21 protein-coding genes are annotated in these 21,232 nt (G+C 64.5%); 12 read left to right on the forward strand and 9 right to left on the reverse strand.

The window, feature by feature from the left end:
- Positions 1 to 3: 3 nt before the first annotated feature.
- From acpP to N4261_RS21905, 7 genes are all read right to left on the reverse strand, one after another.
- Positions 4 to 243, reverse strand: a complete 240-nt coding sequence (gene acpP / locus N4261_RS21875; RefSeq protein WP_058936430.1) for an acyl carrier protein — start codon at positions 241 to 243, stop codon at positions 4 to 6.
- A 264-nt stretch (positions 244 to 507) separates the two neighbouring features.
- Positions 508 to 1,245, reverse strand: a complete 738-nt coding sequence (gene fabG, locus N4261_RS21880) for a 3-oxoacyl-ACP reductase FabG (RefSeq protein WP_261757362.1) — start codon at positions 1,243 to 1,245, stop codon at positions 508 to 510.
- Between the two features lie 10 nt (positions 1,246 to 1,255).
- Positions 1,256 to 2,197: an ACP S-malonyltransferase gene (gene fabD, locus N4261_RS21885; RefSeq protein ID WP_261757363.1), complete on the reverse strand. Its 942-nt coding sequence runs from the start codon at positions 2,195 to 2,197 to the stop codon at positions 1,256 to 1,258.
- Between the two features lie 157 nt (positions 2,198 to 2,354).
- Positions 2,355 to 3,344: a beta-ketoacyl-ACP synthase III gene (locus tag N4261_RS21890; RefSeq protein ID WP_261757364.1), complete on the reverse strand. Its 990-nt coding sequence runs from the start codon at positions 3,342 to 3,344 to the stop codon at positions 2,355 to 2,357.
- The gene (plsX, locus tag N4261_RS21895) at positions 3,341 to 4,471 is read right to left on the reverse strand and encodes a phosphate acyltransferase PlsX (RefSeq protein ID WP_261760813.1); all 1,131 of its coding nucleotides are present in this window, start codon (positions 4,469 to 4,471) and stop codon (positions 3,341 to 3,343) included. The genes N4261_RS21890 and plsX overlap by 4 nt, the downstream gene beginning before the upstream one ends.
- A 406-nt stretch (positions 4,472 to 4,877) precedes the next feature.
- Entirely contained in the window at positions 4,878 to 5,063 is a 186-nt protein-coding gene (gene rpmF, locus N4261_RS21900) for a 50S ribosomal protein L32 (RefSeq protein ID WP_261757365.1), read from the reverse strand.
- Positions 5,064 to 5,296: 233 nt separating this feature from the next.
- The gene (locus N4261_RS21905; RefSeq protein ID WP_261757366.1) at positions 5,297 to 5,863 is read right to left on the reverse strand and encodes a YceD family protein; all 567 of its coding nucleotides are present in this window, start codon (positions 5,861 to 5,863) and stop codon (positions 5,297 to 5,299) included.
- 71 nt (positions 5,864 to 5,934) lie between these two features.
- On the opposite strand from N4261_RS21905, the gene N4261_RS21910 reads away from it, so the two are divergent.
- Complete coding sequence (locus N4261_RS21910; RefSeq protein ID WP_261757367.1) at positions 5,935 to 6,618, forward strand: Maf family nucleotide pyrophosphatase; 684 nt, start codon at positions 5,935 to 5,937, stop codon at positions 6,616 to 6,618.
- Positions 6,615 to 7,385, forward strand: a complete 771-nt coding sequence (locus N4261_RS21915; RefSeq protein ID WP_261757368.1) for an SAM-dependent methyltransferase — start codon at positions 6,615 to 6,617, stop codon at positions 7,383 to 7,385. Before N4261_RS21910 ends, N4261_RS21915 begins: the two co-directional genes overlap by 4 nt.
- Before the next feature lie 286 nt (positions 7,386 to 7,671).
- Here N4261_RS21915 and N4261_RS21920 read toward each other — a convergent pair whose 3' ends face one another.
- Both N4261_RS21920 and N4261_RS21925 read right to left on the reverse strand, forming a co-directional pair.
- Positions 7,672 to 9,204, reverse strand: coding sequence for a DEAD/DEAH box helicase (locus N4261_RS21920; RefSeq protein ID WP_261757369.1), 1,533 nt, complete (start codon positions 9,202 to 9,204; stop codon positions 7,672 to 7,674).
- A gap of 189 nt (positions 9,205 to 9,393) precedes the next feature.
- Positions 9,394 to 10,521, reverse strand: a complete 1,128-nt coding sequence (locus N4261_RS21925) for an MraY family glycosyltransferase (RefSeq protein ID WP_261757370.1) — start codon at positions 10,519 to 10,521, stop codon at positions 9,394 to 9,396.
- Between the two features lie 167 nt (positions 10,522 to 10,688).
- Here N4261_RS21925 and N4261_RS21930 point away from each other — a divergent pair, with 167 nt between their 5' ends.
- The 10 genes from N4261_RS21930 to N4261_RS21975 all read left to right on the forward strand — a co-directional run bounded on the left by N4261_RS21930 (position 10,689) and on the right by N4261_RS21975 (position 21,232).
- On the forward strand, positions 10,689 to 12,689 hold the full coding sequence (locus N4261_RS21930) for an SLBB domain-containing protein (RefSeq protein WP_261757371.1): 2,001 nt from the start codon (positions 10,689 to 10,691) through the stop codon (positions 12,687 to 12,689).
- A 5-nt stretch (positions 12,690 to 12,694) separates the two neighbouring features.
- Positions 12,695 to 13,816 (forward strand): Wzz/FepE/Etk N-terminal domain-containing protein, encoded by a 1,122-nt coding sequence (locus tag N4261_RS21935; RefSeq protein ID WP_261757372.1) that lies wholly within the window; start codon positions 12,695 to 12,697, stop codon positions 13,814 to 13,816.
- Between the two features lie 111 nt (positions 13,817 to 13,927).
- Positions 13,928 to 14,344, forward strand: coding sequence for a MarR family EPS-associated transcriptional regulator (locus N4261_RS21940; RefSeq protein WP_261757373.1), 417 nt, complete (start codon positions 13,928 to 13,930; stop codon positions 14,342 to 14,344).
- A gap of 17 nt (positions 14,345 to 14,361) precedes the next feature.
- Positions 14,362 to 15,342, forward strand: coding sequence for an NAD-dependent 4,6-dehydratase LegB (locus N4261_RS21945; RefSeq protein WP_261757374.1), 981 nt, complete (start codon positions 14,362 to 14,364; stop codon positions 15,340 to 15,342).
- 11 nt (positions 15,343 to 15,353) lie between these two features.
- Complete coding sequence (locus tag N4261_RS21950) at positions 15,354 to 16,502, forward strand: LegC family aminotransferase (protein WP_261757375.1); 1,149 nt, start codon at positions 15,354 to 15,356, stop codon at positions 16,500 to 16,502.
- Positions 16,499 to 17,686: a UDP-N-acetylglucosamine 2-epimerase gene (gene neuC, locus N4261_RS21955; protein WP_261757376.1), complete on the forward strand. Its 1,188-nt coding sequence runs from the start codon at positions 16,499 to 16,501 to the stop codon at positions 17,684 to 17,686. The genes N4261_RS21950 and neuC overlap by 4 nt, the downstream gene beginning before the upstream one ends.
- A complete protein-coding gene (gene neuB, locus N4261_RS21960) occupies positions 17,683 to 18,750 on the forward strand; it encodes an N-acetylneuraminate synthase (protein WP_261757377.1) in 1,068 nt (355 codons plus the stop codon). Before neuC ends, neuB begins: the two co-directional genes overlap by 4 nt.
- Entirely contained in the window at positions 18,747 to 19,454 is a 708-nt protein-coding gene (locus tag N4261_RS21965; protein WP_261757378.1) for an acetyltransferase, read from the forward strand. The genes neuB and N4261_RS21965 overlap by 4 nt, the downstream gene beginning before the upstream one ends.
- Positions 19,455 to 19,461: 7 nt before the next feature.
- Positions 19,462 to 20,517: a nucleotidyltransferase family protein gene (locus tag N4261_RS21970; protein WP_261757379.1), complete on the forward strand. Its 1,056-nt coding sequence runs from the start codon at positions 19,462 to 19,464 to the stop codon at positions 20,515 to 20,517.
- Positions 20,510 to 21,232: an acylneuraminate cytidylyltransferase family protein gene (locus N4261_RS21975; protein WP_261757381.1), complete on the forward strand. Its 723-nt coding sequence runs from the start codon at positions 20,510 to 20,512 to the stop codon at positions 21,230 to 21,232. Before N4261_RS21970 ends, N4261_RS21975 begins: the two co-directional genes overlap by 8 nt.

Here is a 21,232-nt window from a genome sequence, read left to right on the forward strand (position 1 = left end):
CGATCAGGCCTTCTGGTGCTTGACCGCGTAGTCGATCGCCAGCTGGACGGTGGTGATCTTTTCGGCTTCTTCGTCCGGGATTTCGATGCCGAACTCGTCTTCGAGGGCCATCACCAGTTCCACGGTGTCCAGAGAATCGGCGCCCAGGTCGGCCACGAAGGCCTTCTCATTGGTCACATCGGCTTCGGGCACGCCGAGTTGCTCGGCGATGATTTTCTTGACACGTGCTTCGATATCGCTCATGACTCCTCCAGGAGGGGATTGCTAGAACAACCCGGGATTCTAAGGCCTTAGAGCGGCGCCTCTAGTTCGCGCGTCCCGAGACGCCATGTTCCTGCGGGGAACCTGAACGCGCTCGCACTCTATCAGCCCTACACCGGCCGGGTGAATCCGGTGGGCATGTCCGCCGCAAGGCGAACGCGCCACGATGAGGTACTACAGGGTCCGCATCTTTCTCGATCAGTCGGTGGCGGCCGTCTGCGCTGCCACCGCACCGGGCGAGAACGATCAACTCATGAACATGCCGCCATTGACATGCAACTCGGTGCCGGTGATGTAGCCGGCCTCAGGCGACGCCAGGAAGGCCACCGCATGCGCGATCTCGGCCGGATCACCGAGTCGACCCAGCGGAATCTGCGCCAGCAGCGCGGTCTTCTGGGCCTCGGGCAGGACTTCCGTCATGTCGGTGGCGATGAAACCGGGGGCCACACAGTTCACGGTGATCGAGCGGCTGCCCAGCTCACGAGCCAGGGCACGCGTCATGCCTGCCACACCAGCCTTGGCGGCCGCATAGTTGGCCTGACCGGCATTGCCGGATGCGCCCACCACCGACGTGATGCTGATGATGCGGCCGTAGCGCTGCTTCATCATCGTCCGCATCACCGCGCGGCTGGCACGGAACACCGCCTTGAGATTGGTGTCCAGCACCGCATCCCAGTCCTCGTCCTTCATCCGCATCGACAGCATGTCGCGCGTGATGCCGGCATTGTTGACCAGCACCTGAAGGCCGCCGTCCTGCTTGACGATCGCATCGATCAGGGCCTCCACGGCCGCGCCGTCGTTGACATTCACCACTGCGCCGCGGCCACCGTGCGGCTGCAGCACCTCGGTGATCGCCTGGGCACCCGCTTCACTGGTCGCCGTGCCGATCACGACGAAGCCCTTCTGGGCCAGCGTCAGGGCGATGGCACGACCGATGCCGCGACTGGCGCCGGTCACCAAAGCGACTTGCTTGTTCTCACTCATCTCGAATTCCTCAGCTCAACAGGGTCTTGGCATCAGCCAGCGAGGCCGGATCGAACACCGTGGTGCTGACGATCTCGCCGTCAATGCGCTTGGCCATGCCCGCGAGCACCTTGCCAGGACCGCATTCGATGACCGTCGTCAGGCCGCGGGCCTTGATCGCCTGCACCACTTCAACCCAGCGTACCGGGCCGAAGGCCTGGCGATACAGCGCATCGCGCAGTGCATCGGCACCCTCAGTGATGGCCACGTCGATGTTGTTGATGACCGGGAAGGCCGGCACCTTGAAATCGACAGTCGCCAGCTTCTCGCGCAGGCGCTCGGCTGCGGGCTTCATCAGACTGGAATGGAACGGCGCGGAGACCGGCAGCGGCAGCGCGCGCTTGGCGCCCGCGGCCTTGAGGGCCTCCATCGCCTGCTCCACGCCCGCCTTGCTGCCCGCGATGACGGTCTGCCTGGGATCGTTGAAATTGACGGCTTCGACCACTTCGCCGCTGGCCACAGCCACCTGAGCGCAGACCTCACGCACCACCGCGGCCTCCAGGCCCAGGATGGCGGACATCGCGCCGACACCCACCGGCACGGCCTCCTGCATCGCCTGGGCACGCAAGCGCACCAGCGGCAGCGCATCGGTCAGGCTGAGCGCCCCCGAGGCCACCAGCGCCGTGTACTCACCCAGCGAATGTCCGGCGGCGACCGCGGGCACCAGGCCGGTCTCGGCGATCCAGGCGCGATAGCAGGCGATGCCGGCCGTCAACATGACCGGTTGCGTGTTCGTGGTCAGGTCGAGCTGTTCCTTCGGACCTTGCTTGATCAGCGCACCCACGTCCTCGCCCAGCGCGGCCGAGGCTTCAGCCAGCGTGCCCACCACCTCGGGATGATCTCCCCAGGCGTCCAGCATGCCCACCGATTGCGACCCTTGGCCGGGAAAGACGAATGCAAAGCTCTTGCTCATGATGTTCGAACTGAAACGGGGTCAGGATCAGGATCCGTTGAGACGGCACCCGCTCCCTGCGCGATCAGACGCAGCCAGGAGAGGCGCCTACAAAGACGAGGATGGCGCCGCGACGACGGCGATGTGCGCCGACTGTCGGGCCACTTCGGTCAGGCGATCAGAAATCCAGCAGCACGGCGCCCCAGGTGAAACCGCCGCCGACACCTTCCAGCATCACCGTATCGCCGCGCTTGATCTTGCCGGCGCGCACCGCGACATCCAAAGCCAGGGGGATCGACGCCGCTGAGGTGTTGCCGTGCTCGTCCACGGTCACGATCAGCTTGTCGGGAGACATCTTCAACTTCTTGGCCGTGCCCTGCATGATGCGGATGTTGGCCTGGTGCGGAATCAACCAGTCGATGTCCGCATCGCTGCGTCCGGCCTTTTCCAGGACGGAGCGGGCGACCTTTTCCAGCACACCCACGGCCAGCTTGAACACCGCCTGTCCATCCATCTTCAGCAACGGATGACCCAACACCTGGCCACCGGACACGGTACCCGGAGTGCAGAGAATGTCGACATGGCGGCCGTCCGCATGCAGCTCACTGGCCAGGATGCCGGGCGTCTCGCTGGCACCCAGGACGACCGCGCCGGCACCATCGCCGAACAGCACGCAGGTGGTGCGATCCTTGAAGTCGAGGATGCGCGAGAAGACTTCGGCGCCGATGACCAGCGCCTTGGTGGCGCCGCCGCTCTTGATCATGGCATCAGCGACGGTCAGCGCATAAACGAAGCCGGAGCAGACCGCCTGCACGTCGAACGCCGCACAGCCCTGGATACCGAGCTTGTTCTGCAACAAGCAGGCGACCGAGGGGAAGACCATGTCCGGTGTGGACGTGGCGACGATGATCAGATCGATCTCTTGCGCAGAAACGCCGGCTGCGTCCAGTGCGGCGCGCGCGGCGGGCAGGGCCAGATCGCTGGCGGCGACATCGGGGTCGGCGAAGTGACGGGCATGAATGCCGGTCCGTTCGACGATCCACTCATGCGAGGTTTCGATGCCGTCGCGCGCCAAGCGTTCAGCGAGGTCGGCATTGGTGACGCGATTGGCGGGAAGGTGGCTGCCCGTACCGAGAATGCGAGCGTAGCGAGGGAAAGCAGTGGTCATGCAGCGTGGGCGGTTGTGGCCGCCGTGTCTCCAACGTCGCCGCCCTCCTCATTGGCAGACGGAAGCGCCTGCAGCGTCGCGACGATGCGATCATGGACCCGGTCGAGCAGCCGGTTTCGGGCCGCATCATACGCCCTGTTCAGGGCCTGCTCGAAAGCGAAGGCATCTGCCGAACCGTGACTCTTGAAGACCAGACCGCGCAGACCAAGCAAGGCCGCGCCGTTGAAGCGCCGGTGATCGACACGGTGCTTGAATCGCTGAAGCACCGGCATCGCCAGCAGTGCGATCAGCTTGGTCCACCAGGTGCGGGTGAACTCGGTCTTGATGAAGCTGGAGATCATGCTCGCCAAGCCTTCGGCCGTCTTCAGGGCCACATTGCCGACGAAGCCATCGCATACGACGATGTCGGTCGTGCCCTTGAAGATGTCGTTGCCCTCCACATTGCCGTGGAAGTTCAACTGATCATGGGCCGCCGCCTCGCGCAGCAGCTCGCCGGCGCGCTTGATGGTCTCGTTGCCCTTGATCATTTCCTCGCCGATGTTGAGCAGACCGACGCTGGGCTCGTCCTTGCCGTCAACGGCAGACACCAGCGCACTGCCCATCACGGCGAACTGCAACAGGTGCTCCGGGCCGCAATCGACATTGGCACCCAGATCGAGCACGGTCGTGAAGCCGCCCAGTTGATTGGGCATGACGGTCGCGATGGCGGGGCGATCGATCCCGTCCAGCGTCTTGAGCAGGTACTTGGCCACCGCCATCAGCGCCCCGGTATTGCCGGCGGACACGCAGGCCTGGGCCTGAGCCGGCGAGCCATCCTTGCCCGCCTTGAGCTGGTTGATGGCCACCCGCATCGACGAATCCTTCTTGCGGCGAAGGGCCACTTCGATCGGATCGTCCATGGTGACCACCTCGCTGGCTGCCACGATGTGGCAGCGCGGCCAACCAGCGGCCGCAGCGAGCGCCTCGGGCCGCCCGACCAGCAGCAACTCCACCGAAGGATGCGCCGCCAGAAACGCCCGGCAGGCCGGCAGCGTCACGGCGGGGCCATGGTCGCCCCCCATGCAATCCACCGCCAGGCGCAACGGCGCGGCAGACAACGAAGGACTTGAGGGGTGGGTGTCAGACATCGAGACCAGAAAAGAAACAGGATCAGCAGCGCGTGCAAGAACCGTGCACGACACCGAAAGCGCCATGCCGGGCGACGCGGATCGCAAACAAGGGGCGCACGTTACGCGAGCGCCGGAAAGGGGGCAAGGGTGCGCACCCGAGCCGCAGGGAGAACCAGCCCGATCGAACCATGGGCAGTGATCGTCATTCTCGGGATATGTCGCAGCGCGCGCCACCCGCGGGCCGATTGACGGACCCGCCGACGGGGCGAATGACGTGCGCCATGACAGACCGACAGCGCCACTGATGAAGATCGAGCGCCCAGCACAAAAGCCCGGCAACGCAAGGCGCTGAACCGGGCTTTTTCATTCGACTGGACACCAGGCCATGGCGCTGAGCGCCATGAGAGCCGACTTGATCGATCGATCAGGCGGCGTCAGCCTTGGTCTTCAGCACCTTGCGGCCACGATAGAAGCCGTTGGGGCTGATGTGGTGACGCAGATGCACTTCACCGGTGGTCGGCTCGACCGCGATGCCCGGGGTGACCAGGGCATTGTGCGAACGGTGCATGCCACGCTTGGAAGGCGACTTCTTGTTTTGCTGAACGGCCATGATGTTTCTCCTAAAGGCTTCGGCTGATGTGAGGCTTGCTCGGGCTCTCGAGGTGGCTCGAGCTGTGCAGCGACGGTCTGACCGCTACGGGTGAAACCACCACGCTGACCTCATTCAACTCAACCCGCACGAAACCGCACGAATCAGCTGGTTTTGGCCACTTGCTCTGCCACTGCTACCGATGCCTCGGCCCGGACTGAACCGGGAAAGCCCGCGAGTGTAGCACAGCCCTTTCAGGCTTTACCACCGGTTCCCTTCTTGAGCGCTGCCAGTGCGGCGAACGGATTCGGGCGCTCTTCTTCCACCACCAATTCCTCTTCGTCCGCATTCGCATGCGGCAACGGCTCAGGACAGACCTCGTGACGGGGCACCACCGGCAAGGCTAGCAGCAGCTCATCTTCAATCAGATCACGAAGATTCAGATGGCGAACCAGGGACAGCACATCGTCATCGCTGTCCATATCAAGCTCGGCAGCTTGATCTTCGTCCCGCACGAAACGGAACCAGCGGGAGACCGCCAGATCCTCACGCACCGGCTTGAGGCAGCGCTGGCAGGTCAGCGACACCTGGGCCTCGGCGTTCAACTGCAGCCAAACCTGGGCTTCGCCACCCTTGGGCGTACGAATTTCACCTTGGGCCGACCAGCGCACGACGGGCCAATCGGCCACCGCCGACTCCGGGGCAGCAGAGTCCGACAAGCGCGGCAGGCTGGCAGCCGGCCATTCGCCGGCCAGTTGCTGGGATTCGCGGGCAAAGGCCCCGATATCGAGTTTGAGGGGGTCAAAGGAACGCGGCTTCATAGCCCCGAAGTGTACGAGCGGCTCGCCAACGACAGCGCTTCGACCGCGACCACGATGGGAGAATCCGCCTCATGATTGCGCACGATTCCCCCGATGCACGGCCGCGCCCGCTGGTTCTGGGCTCCACCTCACCCTACCGACGCGAACTGCTGGAGCGGCTTCGCCTGCCGTTTGACACCGTATCTCCAGGCGTTGATGAAACCCCGCTCGCCGGCGAGTCACCGTCCACCCTCGCCCGCCGACTCGCGCTGGCCAAAGCCCGCGCGGTCTCGCTGCTCCACCCGGACGCACTGGTGATCGGCTCCGATCAGGTCGCCGATCTCGACGGCCAGGCGCTGGGCAAGCCCGGCAGCCACGAACGTGCCGTCCAGCAACTGCGGGCGATGAGCGGACGCACCGTGGTGTTTCACACGGCCCTGGCGGTCGTCTGCCTGGAAACCGGCTTCGTCGCTGAGGAGACAGCACAAGTCCGCGTTCAATTTCGGACGCTGGACGATACCGAGATCGAGCACTATCTGCGCGCCGAGCAGCCGTACGACTGCGCCGGCAGCGCCAAGGCCGAAGGCCTGGGCATCGCGCTGCTGGACGCCATTGAGTCGGACGACCCGACCGCACTCATCGGCCTGCCGCTGATCCGCACCGCAAGACTGCTGCGCCAAGCCGGCCTGACCATCCCTGCCCTGCCGCCTGCCCTCTCGCCTTCCCATGGCCCACAGCCGTCGGAGGGCATCCCGCATCCTGGAGCCGTCTCGTGAGCCTCGGTCGCCTCTATCTCGTTCCCAACACGCTGGATTTCGGCATTGACGGTCAGGAGGTCGACTTGCGCGAACTGCTGCCTGAGGCCGTCCTGACGCGTGCCGCCTCGATCACCCACTGGGCTGCGGAAAACGCCAAGACCACGCGCGCGTTTCTCAAGCGTGTCGGCGCACTGCATCCGCTGGCGGCGCCCTTGCAGCAGCAACAGATCATCGAGCTGCCCCGCCCACCGAAGGGCCGTGCGCCGTCGGCCTCCGACAACCACGCCTGGATCGCCTTGCTGGATCCTGCCCTGAACGGCCAGGATCTGGGCCTGATCTCGGAGGCGGGCATGCCCGCCGTCGCCGATCCAGGGGCGCAACTCGTGGCCGCTGCGCATGCAGCCGGCATCACCGTCGTGCCGTTGGTCGGCCCCAGCGCCCTGCTGATGGCGGTCGCAGCCAGCGGACTGAATGGTCAGAGCTTCGCCTTCGTCGGCTACCTCCCGGTGGACAGCGCCGCGCGCCAGGCACGAATCAAGGAACTGGAAGCCCACTCGACGCGCGAACAGCAGACCCAGCTGATGATCGAGACGCCCTATCGGAACGGCGCCCTGCTGCAAGCGCTGCTGACACAGCTCAAGCCGGGCACCCAGTTGTCCGTGAGCTGCGGGCTCAGCCTGTCGGACGCCGTGACGCACACCGCCACCGTGGCGCAATGGCGCAAAGCGGGACGCGCCGTCCCGGACAAGGTGCCCGCCGTGTTCGCGATCCTTGGCATGCGCTGAGACCGCAGCGGACCTGGCCGATTCGCTCGAGTGCCGGGCGCCGACGGGTGAGCGCATCCCGTTGCGCCGCAGAACCCGCGCCTCTCCCAGCCGATCGATCCGGCAAGCGCTCCCCGCCAGGCCAGTAAGACAGAAAGGACCGTCGCTCTCGACAGGAGGGCGCTCCTGTCGCCCAAAGACAAAGGCCGGATCGCCTATCGACGATCCGGCCCTCACAATGAATCTTCACATCTGAGACTGCAGGACGCTGGGCCACGTGGCCCCGGCGCCCAGCGGTCCGTGCCAATCAGGTTTCGCTGCTGCTGGCGACGATCGCCGGCTTCTTCGCACCGAACAGGGCGGCGATCTTCTTCTTCGGCTTGATGTTGCTGGACAAGCCGCGCGCCGCATTGGCCGCACTGGCCGGCAGGGACTTCTCCCACGACGGCGGCTCGGCACGTTCACTGGCCTCATAGGGCTTGTCGAACAGCGGGTCGTAGGCTGCGCCGCGCTGCGGACGCGGTGCCGGCACCGGCGCGCTCACGCTGTAGGCCTCATCGCGACGGTCTTCACGCACGCGACGGGGACGTTCCTCGCGCGGCTCATCACTGCCCCGCTCCGGGCGATCCACACGGTCGCCACGGTCACCACCACGATCAAAACGACGGCTGCGGGAATCGTCCAGCTCGATCGGCTCCAGATCCAGCTTGCGCTTGATCAGCTTCTCGATTTCACCCACCAGTCGCGCATCGGCCTTGGTGACCAGCGTGAAGGCCAGACCGGAGGCGCCCGCGCGGCCGGTACGGCCGATGCGGTGCACATAGTCTTCCGCATTGAACGGCACATCGAAGTTGAACACTGCTGGCAGATCCGCAATGTCCAGACCGCGAGCCGCGACATCGGTCGCCACCAGCAGTTCCACCTCGCCGCGCTTGAAGGCTTCCAGAGACTTCAGGCGCTCGTCCTGCGACTTGTCACCATGCAGGGCCGCGGTCTTCAGACCGTCACGCTCGAACGAGCGTGCGAGGCGAGCCGCACCCAGCTTGGAGTTCACGAACACGATCGACTGGGTGATCGCACGTTGACGGATCAGTTGCAGCACGGCGGCACGCTTGTCGTCATCACTGACGCTGAAGAAGCGCTGCTCGACAGTGGACGCCGTGGCATTCGGACGCGCCACCTCCACCAACTCGGGCTCTTGCAGATAGCTGCCGGCCAGGCGCTTGATCTCGGGCGAGAACGTCGCGGAGAACAGCAAGGTCTGACGCGTCTTGGGCAGATAGCTGAGGATGCGCTGCAGATCGGGCAGGAAACCGATGTCCAGCATGCGGTCGGCCTCGTCCAGCACCACGTACTCGACATGGTTGAGCACCGCGTTCTTGGCTTCGATGTGATCCAGCAGACGGCCCGGCGTGGCGATCAGCACCTCGACACCGCCCTTGAGCTGCAGGGTCTGCGGCTTCATGTCGATGCCACCGAACACGCAGGCCACACGCAGCTGCGTGTGCTTGGCATAGGCCTTGACGTTGTTGGCGACCTGGTCGGCCAGCTCACGGGTGGGGGCCAGGACCAACGCACGCACCGGATGGCGGGCGGGGGACATGCTCGCGTTCTCATGCTTGAGCATGCGCTGCAGCAGCGGAATCGAGAAGGCGGCAGTCTTGCCGGTGCCGGTCTGGGCGGCACCCATCACGTCACGGCCCTCCAGGACGATCGGAATCGCCTTGGCCTGGATGGGCGTCATCGTCGCGTAGCCCTGATCGGCCACGGCACGCAAGAGCTTGGGGTCCAGCGGCAACGTGTCGAAACGGGGGCTTGGCGTCGGGGTGGTTTCTGTCATGGGCCGGATTATCCCCCATGACCCGAAAATCCTCGGGTAAGCCCCGAAAACAGCTGCAGTTCGACACTAAATCGCGCCGAAATCAGTCACAAATCAAAACTCGACCCGATCGGTGTTGAACCCGAATCGGACGTGAGGAAGGTGCGCAGCGATGCGCGCGCCGCCGGGCTCGCCAGAGGCGCAATCGCCTCAAGCGTGCGGTTTTCTGGCTGGTAGCTTGCCCGCGTCGCCCCGGAACACCATCCACTTCGGCGTGCGGAACCGAACGATGCGCCAGTACAACGCCACGTAGGCCACGCCGAACAACAGCATGCAGCCGAGGATCATGGGCGTCGAGTCCCAGAACAGCAGCGCGGGCGCGAGCGACGAGATGCACAAGGTCCACAGATATGGCGCTGTCATCGAATTGCGGCGCGTCATCACACGCGCGTCGCGTGCGCCAATCGCCCAGCGCATCAGGCGCCGATAGATCAGTGAATGGAGATGGATCCCGTCCGGCGCGCCGGGGGACGCATCACGGAGCACGCGTCGGCGATAGATTGAAAACAGGGTCTCGAACACCGGATAGATGCAGACCATCAAGGCGAACAGCGGCGAGACCTGGGCGTGACGCGAGATCAGCAAAATGCCGATCTCCGCCAGATAGAAGCCCATGAAATAGGCGCCGCCATCGCCCAGAAAAATCATCCCCGCCGGGAAGTTCCAGACGAAGAATCCCAGGATGGCCCCCACGCCGGCCAGCGACCACAGCGCAAGTTCGGTGTCGCCCACCTGATAGGCCACATAGGCAAATGCCAGCAGCATCAGGCTCACGCACATCGAGGACAAGCCATTGAAGCCGTCGATGATGTTGACCGAATTGGCCACTCCCGCCACGGTGAAGACCGTGGCCAGCGTGGCACCGACTGTGGTCGCGACCACCAGGTCCAGGCCGGGGATGTCGGTGCGGGTGATCACCGCCCCCATCACCCAGACGCCAAGGGCGGCGGACACTGCTGTGGCGAGCAGCCGCTTGGCCGGCGAGACCTTCTTGGTCAGGTCCTCGATGAGGCCGGCGGCGAAGGCAGGCAAGCCGCACAGCAGCAGCAGCCCGCCCAGCCGGGCGCCCGGATGGCCCATGGCGAACGCGGTCAGCACCATGCCCAACAAGCCGACGAAGATCCCCACGCCACCGATGCGCGGAACCGGGCGCGAGTGGAACTTTTGCGGCCCGGACAGATCGTGATCGGCCGAGAAGTGCCCGTGCCTGGTTGAGGAATGCACCACGTACAGGGTCACCACTGCCGCCACTGCAAATGGGATCAACAGATACAACATGGGCGGCAGTGTAACGAGGCCGCTTCAGGCAAAGGCGGTTTTGGCGCCACATCGGTGCTCTTAGAATGCACCGCTTGCCGTTCGGCGCGGGCATCCCCCGCGGGCGGCAGACCATCCATCCCTAGATGAGATCACGCATGGATATCAGCGGCCGACGCGCCCCTCTTTTGGCTCCGAAACGAAAGACCTCCGTGGCGCGTCAGGCGCTGACCGCGCTGGCTGCCGCACTGCTCGCCGCTTCGGCCTGGGCGGCAGATACATCGGACACCTCCGCTTACTACGGGACCAATACCGGCGCCAGCGACGTCGGCGGCGTGGTCCGACTCAACAGCGCCAGTCGATCGATCAGCGACGCCCAGAACGCCGACAGCCGCGCCACGAGCCAGACCGGACTCTCCAAGCCTGCCAAGTACATCCCTGGCGAGTTTGAGATCTACGTCAACAAGCTGCTGGGCGTCGACCTGGTGAAGTTGGGCGAACAGGAGCAGGCTAGGCGAGACGCCAGCACCAACCCTGGCGGGGTGACCGCGGATGGCGGGCTGTCGACCAAGTACATCAATCCTGACAATGCCGTGCGCCGGCTTGGCGCCGATCTGATGCTGGACGATACCCAGAACGCGGCCATGAGTGGCGCGGAGGGGCCTCGCCAAGTGCCGGCCGACTACTTGATCGGCATCGGTGACGAATTGCAGGTCACGTTGTGGGGTTCGGTGGATGCGGACCTGCGCATGACCGTGGACCGCGGCGGCCGAGTCACCATTCCGCGCGTCGGCCCGGTCATGGTGGCGGGCATTCGGTACGGCGACCTGAACGACGTGGTCCGTGCCCGTACGGCGCAGGTGTTCAAGAACTTCCAGGTAAGCACCTCGATGGGCAAGCTGCGGACGATCCGCATCTATGTCACCGGATTCACCCAGAAGCCGGGCGCGTACAACGTCAGCAGCCTGGCGACGATCGTAAATGGCCTGATCCGAGCAGGAGGGCCTTCGGCAGCTGGCAGCTTCCGCCAGATCGAACTGCGGCGCAACGGTCAGGTGGTGGCGCAGTTCGATGCCTACGACCTGCTGCTCAAGGGCGACAAGATGAGCGATCGGCCACTACAGGCCGAGGACGTGATCCATATTGGTCCGATCGGGCCTCAAGTGGCGATTCTGGGCAGCGTCAACAAGCAGACGATTGCTGAACTCAAGCCCGGTGAGACGGTCGAAGATGTGCTCGCCATGGCTGGTGGCTTCAACGCGGTGGCAGACACCAGCCGCCTGTCCATCGAACGCCTGAGCGATCGGACGGATCGCCGTGTGGTGCAACTGCAATTGCCGCAGCAGCTCAAGGTCGCCGTGGGCAACGGCGATGTGATGCGGGTGTTCAGCAGCGTGAATGCGCAGTTGCCGCAGTACAAGCAGTACAAGCGCGTGCGGGTGGAGGGTGAGGTGGCGAGGCCCGGCGAATATGTGCTGGCGCCCAGCAGCACACTGACGGACGCCATCCTGGCGGCGGGTGGCCTGACGCCTCACGCCTACATCTTCGGCACCGATTTCTCTCGTGAGAGCGTACGCCTGTCGCAGCAGGAAAACTACGACCGAGCCTTGCGAGACCTGGAGACGGAGTTCACCAAGAACACCTCCACACAGCGCGCCACGACGGCGGACGAGGCTGCGGCCTCTGCACAACGAGCGTCTGGCGCGACGCGGCTGATCGAACGGCTGCGCGCAGTGCGCCCCACCGGACGGATCGTGCTGCAGCTCGAAGCAGATGCACGGGAGCTTCCGGCGCTTACCGTGGAGGACGGTGACCGGCTGCTGATTCCGGCACGTCCCAACACCGTGGGCGTCTTCGGCAGTGTTTTCAACGGTGGAAGCTATCTGCTGCGCGAGGGCAGCTCGGTGGACGACGCACTAAAGTTGGCAGGCGGCCCAACACGGGGCGCCGATTCGGGAAGCATCTTCGTGCTGCGCGCTAATGGCAGCGTGATCAGTGCACGCCAATCCAGCAGCGGCTGGCTGGGCTTTGGATCCAGCATGGCCGGGCTGCAAGCGCTCCCGGGAGATACGGTCTTCGTGCCGGAAGAGCTGAACAAGACGACGTTCATCCAGGAAGCCAAGGACTGGACGCAGATCCTTTATCAGTTTGGTCTGGGTGCTGCTGCGCTGAAAACAATCAAGAACTGAACGCTATGACGCAGACCACCTTCCAGGGAGCCACCTCGGACGCCGCCGCGCCAGCCGCGGAAATCAACTTGATCGACCTGTCGCGCGAACTCGCGCGTCACTGGCGCCGATTGGTGCTGCTACCGATCGTCGTCGGGGCGCTGGCGCTGGGCGCGACGTACCTCATGGCGCCTCAATTCACCGCACGCACTTCGCTGCTGCCACCCCAAGGTGGCAGCAGTGGGGCACTGAGTGCTGCGTTGAACTCATCGCTTGGGTCTTTGGCAGGTCTGGCTGGCGCGGGGGGAGCGAAGGGCTCCGGAGACATGTACGTGTCATTGCTTCAGAGCCAGACAGTCGCCGACAAGCTGCTTGACCGCTTCAAGCTTCAAGAGCTGTACAAGACAAACTTTCGCTTCGAGTCGCGCGACATGCTGAAATCGAAATCGCGGATCTCGTTCAATAAAAAGGACGGACTGATCGTTATCGAGGTGGACGACGCGAATCCGCAACGAGCGGCGGAGATTGCCAACCAGTACGTCGATGAGTTGCGCACCATGACGGCGTCCATGTCACTGACGGAAGCTCAGCGCAAGCGGGCGTTCTTCGAGAAGCAACTGGAGCGCACCAAGCTCCGCCTGACCGAAGCGCAATCGGCTCTCCAAGCCGCCGGATTCAGCCAAGGTGCATTGCGCGCGGAGCCCAAGGCAGCCGCCGAGGAGTACGCGCGCACCAAGGCCGAACTGACGTCAACTGAAGTGCGCTTGAACAGCATGCGCAGCGTGCTCGCCGACCGGTCCCCCGAACTGGCGCCACTCATCGCGGCCGCCAATGCGCTGCGAGCCCAGCTTCGTTCGCTTGAACAGAAGACCGATGTGGCACAGGGCCCCGACTACGTCAGCAAATATCGCGAGTTCAAATACCAGGAAGCCCTTTTTGAACAGATCGGGCGCCAATTTGAAGCGGCCCGGCTGGAAGAGAGTCTTGAGGACAACAGCATCCAGGTCGTCGACAAGGCTTCTGTGCCTGAATGGAAGAGCAAGCCCAAGCGCGCGTCGATTGCAATGGCGGTGGCATTGATCGCTTTCATCTTGCTTGCCATCCATGTCGCCGGCAGGCACATGTGGCGATCCACGCCGCTTCGCTGACGCCCCTCCCCGAGTCGTCTCGGCGCTTGTCCGAAGCTGCGTCGTCGTTTTGAATGGGGTCGTTCATCGGTTGAACAAGCGTGTTAAACTACCAGTTCAACTTCTGAACGCATGTCCATTCCACCAACCCAGCCGCCTGAAGACGCGCAAGACGCCAGCACGGAGGAAGGGCGCCTCATGGTGCTTCGCGCGCTGGAACTAGACCCTCACATCTCGCAGCGAAGCCTGTCCAAACAGCTGGGCATCAGCCTAGGCAAGACGCACTACCTATTGCAGGCCTTGCTTAACAAGGGGCTTGTGAAGATGCGCAATTTCGAGCGCAGCGATCACAAGCTGGCTTACAGCTATCTGCTCACGCCAGTTGGCTTGATTGAGAAGGCGCGCATGACGAAGGAATTCCTTCAACGCAAGGAAGCGGAATTTGAAGCATTGCGCCGCACGATCGATTCACTGCACGACGAACTTCGGCGCCAACCTCCTTGCGACTCCGACGCGGACGTCACGCCTTCCCCGAACTCAAAGTCCTGATTGAAAGCAACATCACAATGAAGCGAGTGCTTGTGACCGGCGCCGACGGGTTCATCGGTTCCCACCTTGTCGAACTGCTGGTGCGGGAAGGCTTTGAAGTCAAAGCCCTGAGCCAATACAACTCGTTCAACTACTGGGGCTGGCTGGATGACATCGATTGCGCCAAACAGGTGGAGATCGTCAGCGGCGATGTCCGTGACCCGCATTTCTGCCGCAAGGTTACTCAGGGGCAGGATGCGGTGTTCCACCTGGCGGCGCTGATCGCCATCCCCTACTCGTACGTGGCGCCCGACAGCTACGTCGACACCAACGTGAAGGGGACGCTCAACATATGCCAAGCAGCGCTGGACAACGGCGTGCAACGCGTGATCCACACCTCGACCAGCGAGGTCTACGGCACGGCGCGCTACGTGCCCATCGACGAGAAGCATCCGCTCCAGCCGCAGTCGCCGTACAGCGCGTCCAAGATCGGCGCCGACGCGATGGCGATGAGCTACTTCAACGCATTCAACCTGCCGCTGACGATCGCGCGCCCGTTCAACACCTACGGCCCGCGCCAATCGGCGCGTGCGGTCATCCCGACGATCATCACCCAGATCGCCTCGGGCATGAAGCAAATCAAGCTGGGCGACACCACGCCGACGCGCGACTTCAACTACGTGGCCGACACCTGCCGCGGCTTCCTCGAGCTGGCGCGTTGCGAACAGGCGATCGGCGAGACGGTCAACATCGGCTCCAACTACGAGATCTCGGTCGGAGACACGCTGAACCTGATCAAGGAACTGATGAACAGCGACGTCGAGTTCATCACCGACGACCAGCGCATCCGCCCGGAGAAGTCTGAGGTCTTCCGCCTGTGGTGCGACAACACGCGCATCCGCGGCCTGACCGGCTTCGAGCCGCGCCACGACATCCGCGACGGTCTGCAGCGCACCATCGACTGGATGACGCAACCAGCCAATCTCGCGAAGTACAAGGCCCACATCTACAACGTCTGAGGACCGCCGCGATGTTCGACCGCCTCGTCAGTTTCGTCCGCGAGCAATACGCCACCAACGAGTTCATCCCGCTGCACGCGCCCGTGTTCCGCGGCCGCGAGCGCGAGCTGCTGGTGGACACGATCGACTCGACCTTCGTATCGAGCGTCGGCGCCTACGTCGACCGTTTCGAGAAGGACACTGCCGCCTTCACCGGCAGCCCGCGCGCGGTCGCGGTGATGAACGGCACGGCGGCGCTGCACATCGCACTGGTGCTGGCGGGCGTCGAGCGGGACGACTTGGTGGTAACGCAGTCGCTGACCTTCGTGGCGACCTGCAATGCGATCGCATATTGCGGCGCGGAGCCGCTGTTCATCGACGTCGACCGACACACGCTGGGCCTGTCACCCGGCGCGTTGGGCGCCTGGCTCGAGGAGCACGCACGGATCGACGACGACGGCGTCTGCCGCACACGCGACGGCGGGCGCCGCATCCGCGCCTGCCTGCCGATGCACACCTTCGGCCACCCGGTCGACCTCGACGCCCTGGTCGCAGTCTGCGACCGCTGGCATCTCGTGCTCGTCGAAGATGCGGCGGAGTCGCTGGGCAGCTACTACAAGGGCCGGCATACCGGCAACTTCGGCCGCATCGGCGTGCTGAGCTTCAACGGCAACAAGATCATGACCACCGGCGGCGGCGGCATGGTGCTGGCGGACGAGGCCATCGGCAAGCGCGCCAAGCACCTGACCACGACGGCCAAGATCCCACATCCGTACGAGTTTTTCCACGACGAGGTCGGCTATAACTACCGCATGCCCAACCTGAACGCGGCACTGGGCTGCGCGCAGCTGGAGCAGTTGCCGGCGTTCCTGGCTTCCAAGCGCGCGCTGGCCGAGCGCTACATCGCATTCTTTGCCGGCACGGACCTGCAACCGATCGTCGAGCCGGAGCACTGCCGCTCCAACTACTGGCTCAACGGCGTCGTCTGCGACAACCCCGAGCAGCGCGAGGCCCTACTCAAGGCGACGAACGAGGCCGGTGTGATGACGCGTCCGATCTGGGCGCTGATGAACCGTTTGCCGCTGTTTGCAAATGCGCCCCGCGGTCCTTTGGACAACGCGGAATGGCTGGAGGCGCGCGTCGTGAACCTGCCCAGCAGCGTGACGCCGGACACACCATGACACCGCGCCGTATCGCCGTCTTCACCAGCACGCGGGCTGAATACGGTCTGCTGCAACCGTTGATGCGAGAGATCAAAGATCGGAGCGGGCTCCAGTTGCAGATCATTGCCAGTGGCACCCATCTGTCAACGCAGCATGGGCTGACGCGCCTAAACATTGAGGCTGACGGTTTCACGATTGATGCTGAGGTGGACATGCTGTTGAACGGCGACAGCGCCGTGGCCACCGCCAAATCGGCCGCCCTTGCCATGATCGGAACCGCTGAGGCGCTAGACCAGCTACGTCCTGATGTCCTGGTGCTGCTCGGTGACCGTTACGAGCTACTCGCGGCAGCGCAGGCCGCGGTGCTGGCGCGAGTGCCCATTGCGCACATCCATGGTGGCGAAACGACCGAGGGCGCCATCGACGAATCGATCCGCCACGCGGTCACCAAGCTCTCTTACTTGCACTTTCCAGCGGCTGAGCCTTATGCCGATCGCTTGCGCCAAATGGGCGAAGCGCCATCGCGCATCTGGACGGTCGGCGCGCCAGCGATGGACAACATTGCCGCACTGGATGCCATCCCGCGCGAGGCCTTGGAGCGGGACCTCGGCCTGACACTCCAATCGCCGAGTTTCCTGGTCACCTACCACCCGGTCACGCTCAGCAATGACGCCGGACTCAGCGCGATGCAGTCGCTGCTGACGGCGCTGGACGAGACCGGCGGCACCATCGTAATCACCGGCACCAACTCCGATCCTGGTTCTTCAGGCATCCGCCAGGCGCTGGAGCGATTCGCCTCAAAACGGCCGGGGCGAGTAGCGCTGGTCGAATCCCTCGGCGCGCGTCGCTATCTCAGTCTGATGGCGCAGGTCGACGCCGTCGTCGGCAATTCGTCCAGTGGTCTGCTCGAAGCGCCCGCCATCGGAGTACCGACAGTCGACATTGGCAACCGCCAGCGCGGCCGACTGCGCGCGCCGTCGGTCCTGCATTGCGATGAAGACCTGGAAGCGATCCGCTCCACCCTGGCACACGCGCTCACCGACGAGCATCGTTTGCTGACCGAGAGTCGCGACACCCCGTATGGCCAGCCCGGTGCCGCCCGGCGTATCGCCGATGTGCTGCAGACCGTGCCGCTTTCTCCGATGGACAAGCCTTTCGTGAACCGCCCCATCACCGGCGCACCGAGCGTCTCCAACCCATGAAACCTGTCTACGTCATCGCCGAAGCAGGCGTGAACCACAACGGTGAGCTGGCACTCGCACGTGAATTGGTCGACCGCGCGGCAGACGCAGGGGCCAACGCGGTCAAGTTTCAGACCTTCAATGCGAACAAGTTGGCCAGCCGTACTGCCCCGAAGGCCAGCTACCAGAAGCAGACGACGGAGGCCGCAGAGTCCCAGCTTGACATGCTGCGCAAGCTGGAACTGCCACGGGAATGGCACTATGAACTCAGGGACCGCGCCCTGGCCCGTGGCATCGAGTTCCTTTCGACCGCCTTCGATCCGGACAGCCTCGATTTCCTCGAGACGCTCGGCATGCCGTTCTACAAGGTTCCCTCCGGTGAAATTACCAACGGCCCGCTGCTGTGGAAGTTCGCACGGCAGCGAAAACCGCTGGTCGTGTCGACCGGCATGGCGACCCTCTCCGAGGTCGAACAAGCCCTTGCCGTCGTCGCGCATGCCTTCAATGTCGACATCGAGCCGGCGCATGTCGACGAGGTCTGGCAGGGCTGGAGCCGTACCGACTGGCGCCGTTCGCTGCAGGGCCGCGTCACGATCCTGCATTGCACCTCCCAGTACCCGACACCGATGCACGAGGTCAATCTCGCGGCCATGGACACGCTGGCGAAGGCGTTCGGCCTTCCGGTCGGGTACTCGGACCACACCGAGGGCGTCCTGATCCCGGTAGCCGCCGTGGCACGTGGCGCTGTGTTGATCGAAAAACACTTTACCCTCGACCGGACGATGCCCGGCCCGGACCACCGCGCCTCGCTGGAACCTGATGAGCTGGCTCGCATGATCCGCGAGATCCGCGCAATTGCTTTGGCACTCGGCGACGGAGCAAAGAGCCCGCAGGCCAGCGAATGGGACACACGCAAGGCGGCACGCCAGCAGGTGGTCGTGACCCGCGATGTCCGCGCCGGTGAAACCTTCGCCCGCACCGACCTATCGACTGCACGCAGCGGGCATGGCCTGCCGCCGACAGCGCTCTGGGGATTGGTGGGCACCGTCGCGGCCCGTGACCATCAAAACGGCGACGTGGTATGACCATGGAGCTCGCGTCGCCCCTGCATGTCTTCGCTGAGGACGCACCTCCGCTGATATTGCTGGGGGCTGGCGGGCACGCGAAAGTCGTGGCCTCGCTCGCGACAGCCACAGGCCGGCGTCTTGCTGGCGTCTGTGATCCGTCGCTTCATGCGGCAGGGGTGACCGAATGGCGCGGGCTGCCCGTACTCGGCGCCGACGACGCACTGACCCGGTTCACGCCCAAAGCGTACGAGCTCGCATTGGGCATTGGCATCGTGCCGGGGTCCCGTTTGCGCGGAGAACGTTACCGTGCCCTCAACCGCCTCGGCTACCGTTTCCCGGCGTTGATCCATCCTCGCGCCATGGTGGACGCCTCGGCGTGCATTGAAGAAGGCGTTCAGATCATGGCCGGCGCCATTGTGCAAGCCGACACCCGCATCGGCTGCAACACCATCGTGAACACCGGCGTTGCGGTCGACCATGACGGCAACGTCGGCGAGCACGTGCACCTGGCACCCGGCGTCGTGCTGTGTGGCGGCGTGCGCGTGGGCGATGACACCTTTATCGGTGCATCGGCCACGCTGTTGCCGCTGGTCGCCGTCGGCCGCGGATGCCTGGTCGCCGCCGGTAGCACCCTGGCGCGGGCACTCGCCGACGGGGACGCCTACCTTCCACATCGCCAAGCCGCGACCGCGTCCCGCGGCCGGTTGCCCTCTCTGGATTGAAACAAGCATGACTTCCTGGGATTCCGTCCTGATCGCCCCCGAGCTGCCACTGCAGGCCGCCATCAGCGTGCTCGACCGCGGCGGGCTTCAGATAGCCGTTGTCGTCGATGAACAGCGACGGATCCTTGGCACCGTCACCGACGGTGACGTGCGCCGCGCGCTGATCCGCCAGATCGGGCTGGACGCACCCATCTCCGAGGTGATGGCGAAGCAACCACGCACCGCTCCGGCAGGTTCTGCGAAGGAACGCGTGCTGCAATTGATGGAGCGCCATCAGATCTCGCAGATTCCGATGGTGGACGCCGACAATCGGGTCGTCGGCATCGAGACCTTGCACGGCCTGCTGCACGGCAAGCGCCGCGACAACGCGGTATTTCTAATGGCCGGCGGCTTCGGCACACGGCTGCAGCCATTGACCGACAACTGCCCCAAGCCGCTGCTCAACGTGGGCGACAAGCCCATTCTCGAAATCATCATCGAGAACTTCGTGCGCGCCGGCTTCTATCGCTTCTTCATCTCGACGCACTACCTGCCGGAGATGATTCGCGACCATATCGGAGACGGCAGTCGCTGGGGCATCGACGTCCAGTACGTGCACGAGGATGAACCGCTGGGCACCGGCGGCGCGCTGGGCCTGCTGCCGCGCGACGCGATCCGTGAACCGATGTTCATGATGAACGGCGATCTGCTGACCAACCTGGACTTCAACAAGCTGCTCGATTTCCACGACAGCCATGATGGCGTCGCCACAATGTGCGTGCGCGAGCATGAGCACCGGGTGCCTTACGGCGTCATTCAGGGGGATGGCCAGCGCATCATCTCGATGGTCGAGAAACCGGCCTACCGCTACTTCATCAACGCGGGCATCTACGTGTTGTCGCCATCGGTTCTCGCCGGTGTCACGCGCGGTCATCGGATCGACATGCCGACACTGCTTCAGCAACAAATGGCCCAAGGCCTGCCGGTGAACATGTTCCCGGTTCACGAATACTGGCTGGACATCGGTCGCATGGAGGACTTCCAGCGCGCCCAGTACGACGTGGCAGGGCTGTTCCATGGCTGACCCGCTGCGCCTGCTGGCCCTGGTGCCTGCCCGCGGCGGTAGCAAGCGGCTGCCGCGAAAGAACGTGCTGATGCTGGGCGGTCGCCCATTGATCCAATGGTCTATCGATGCGGCACGTGAGAGTGGCGTATGCATCGATGTGCTGGTCAGCACCGACGACGACGAAATTGCCCAGGCATCCCGGGATGCCGGTGCGATGGTCCCCTGGCTGCGGCCGGCCGAACTTGCTACCGACACCGCCGGCAGCGCGGGCGTCATCTCCCATGCGCTGGACTGGTACGAACAGGCGCACGGCGCCGTCGACGCGGTGCTGCTGCTGCAGCCGACCAGCCCCTTTCGCAGCGCCAAAGCGATCCGAGGCGCGGTCCGCACCTATGCCGACCAGGCCGGCACGACGCGCCATCCGGTCGTTAGCGTCAGCCCGGCTGCCTCGCACCCTGCCTGGACCTTCGCCTGGCAGGACGGCGAGCTGCGCCCCAGCCTCGGCTGGGAACCGCTATCGCTGCGCTCGCAGGACCTGACGCCGGCCTACGCGCTCAACGGCGCGCTCTACGTGATCCCCGCCGAGGACGCCCGCGCTGCCCGCCCCATCGTGCGGCCCGGCGTCCTGCCCTTCGTGATGACCGACGCTCGCGAGAGCCTGGACATCGACACTGCCGACGACTGGGCGCTTGCTTCGCACTGGGCAGACACGCCCGCCGCCGGCGCTCGCTGA

Source organism: Roseateles amylovorans (assembly GCF_025398155.2).
In the GTDB taxonomy this organism is placed as follows: Bacteria; Pseudomonadota; Gammaproteobacteria; order Burkholderiales; family Burkholderiaceae_C; genus Roseateles; species Roseateles amylovorans.

Bases quoted from the DNA above. Each gene is read 5' to 3' on its own strand.
- acpP (WP_058936430.1), bottom strand. From the start codon at position 243: ATGAGCGATATCGAAGCACGTGTCAAGAAAATCATCGCCGAGCAACTC.
- fabG (WP_261757362.1), bottom strand. From the start codon at position 1,245: ATGAGTGAGAACAAGCAAGTCGCTTTGGTGACCGGCGCCAGTCGCGGC.
- fabD (WP_261757363.1), bottom strand. From the start codon at position 2,197: ATGAGCAAGAGCTTTGCATTCGTCTTTCCCGGCCAAGGGTCGCAATCG.
- N4261_RS21890 (WP_261757364.1), bottom strand. From the start codon at position 3,344: ATGACCACTGCTTTCCCTCGCTACGCTCGCATTCTCGGTACGGGCAGC.
- plsX (WP_261760813.1), bottom strand. From the start codon at position 4,471: ATGTCTGACACCCACCCCTCAAGTCCTTCGTTGTCTGCCGCGCCGTTG.
- rpmF (WP_261757365.1), bottom strand. From the start codon at position 5,063: ATGGCCGTTCAGCAAAACAAGAAGTCGCCTTCCAAGCGTGGCATGCAC.
- N4261_RS21905 (WP_261757366.1), bottom strand. From the start codon at position 5,863: ATGAAGCCGCGTTCCTTTGACCCCCTCAAACTCGATATCGGGGCCTTT.
- N4261_RS21910 (WP_261757367.1), top strand. From the start codon at position 5,935: ATGATTGCGCACGATTCCCCCGATGCACGGCCGCGCCCGCTGGTTCTG.
- N4261_RS21920 (WP_261757369.1), bottom strand. From the start codon at position 9,204: ATGACAGAAACCACCCCGACGCCAAGCCCCCGTTTCGACACGTTGCCG.
- N4261_RS21925 (WP_261757370.1), bottom strand. From the start codon at position 10,521: ATGTTGTATCTGTTGATCCCATTTGCAGTGGCGGCAGTGGTGACCCTG.
- N4261_RS21935 (WP_261757372.1), top strand. From the start codon at position 12,695: ATGACGCAGACCACCTTCCAGGGAGCCACCTCGGACGCCGCCGCGCCA.
- N4261_RS21940 (WP_261757373.1), top strand. From the start codon at position 13,928: ATGTCCATTCCACCAACCCAGCCGCCTGAAGACGCGCAAGACGCCAGC.
- N4261_RS21945 (WP_261757374.1), top strand. From the start codon at position 14,362: ATGAAGCGAGTGCTTGTGACCGGCGCCGACGGGTTCATCGGTTCCCAC.
- N4261_RS21950 (WP_261757375.1), top strand. From the start codon at position 15,354: ATGTTCGACCGCCTCGTCAGTTTCGTCCGCGAGCAATACGCCACCAAC.
- neuC (WP_261757376.1), top strand. From the start codon at position 16,499: ATGACACCGCGCCGTATCGCCGTCTTCACCAGCACGCGGGCTGAATAC.
- neuB (WP_261757377.1), top strand. From the start codon at position 17,683: ATGAAACCTGTCTACGTCATCGCCGAAGCAGGCGTGAACCACAACGGT.
- N4261_RS21965 (WP_261757378.1), top strand. From the start codon at position 18,747: ATGACCATGGAGCTCGCGTCGCCCCTGCATGTCTTCGCTGAGGACGCA.
- N4261_RS21970 (WP_261757379.1), top strand. From the start codon at position 19,462: ATGACTTCCTGGGATTCCGTCCTGATCGCCCCCGAGCTGCCACTGCAG.
- N4261_RS21975 (WP_261757381.1), top strand. From the start codon at position 20,510: ATGGCTGACCCGCTGCGCCTGCTGGCCCTGGTGCCTGCCCGCGGCGGT.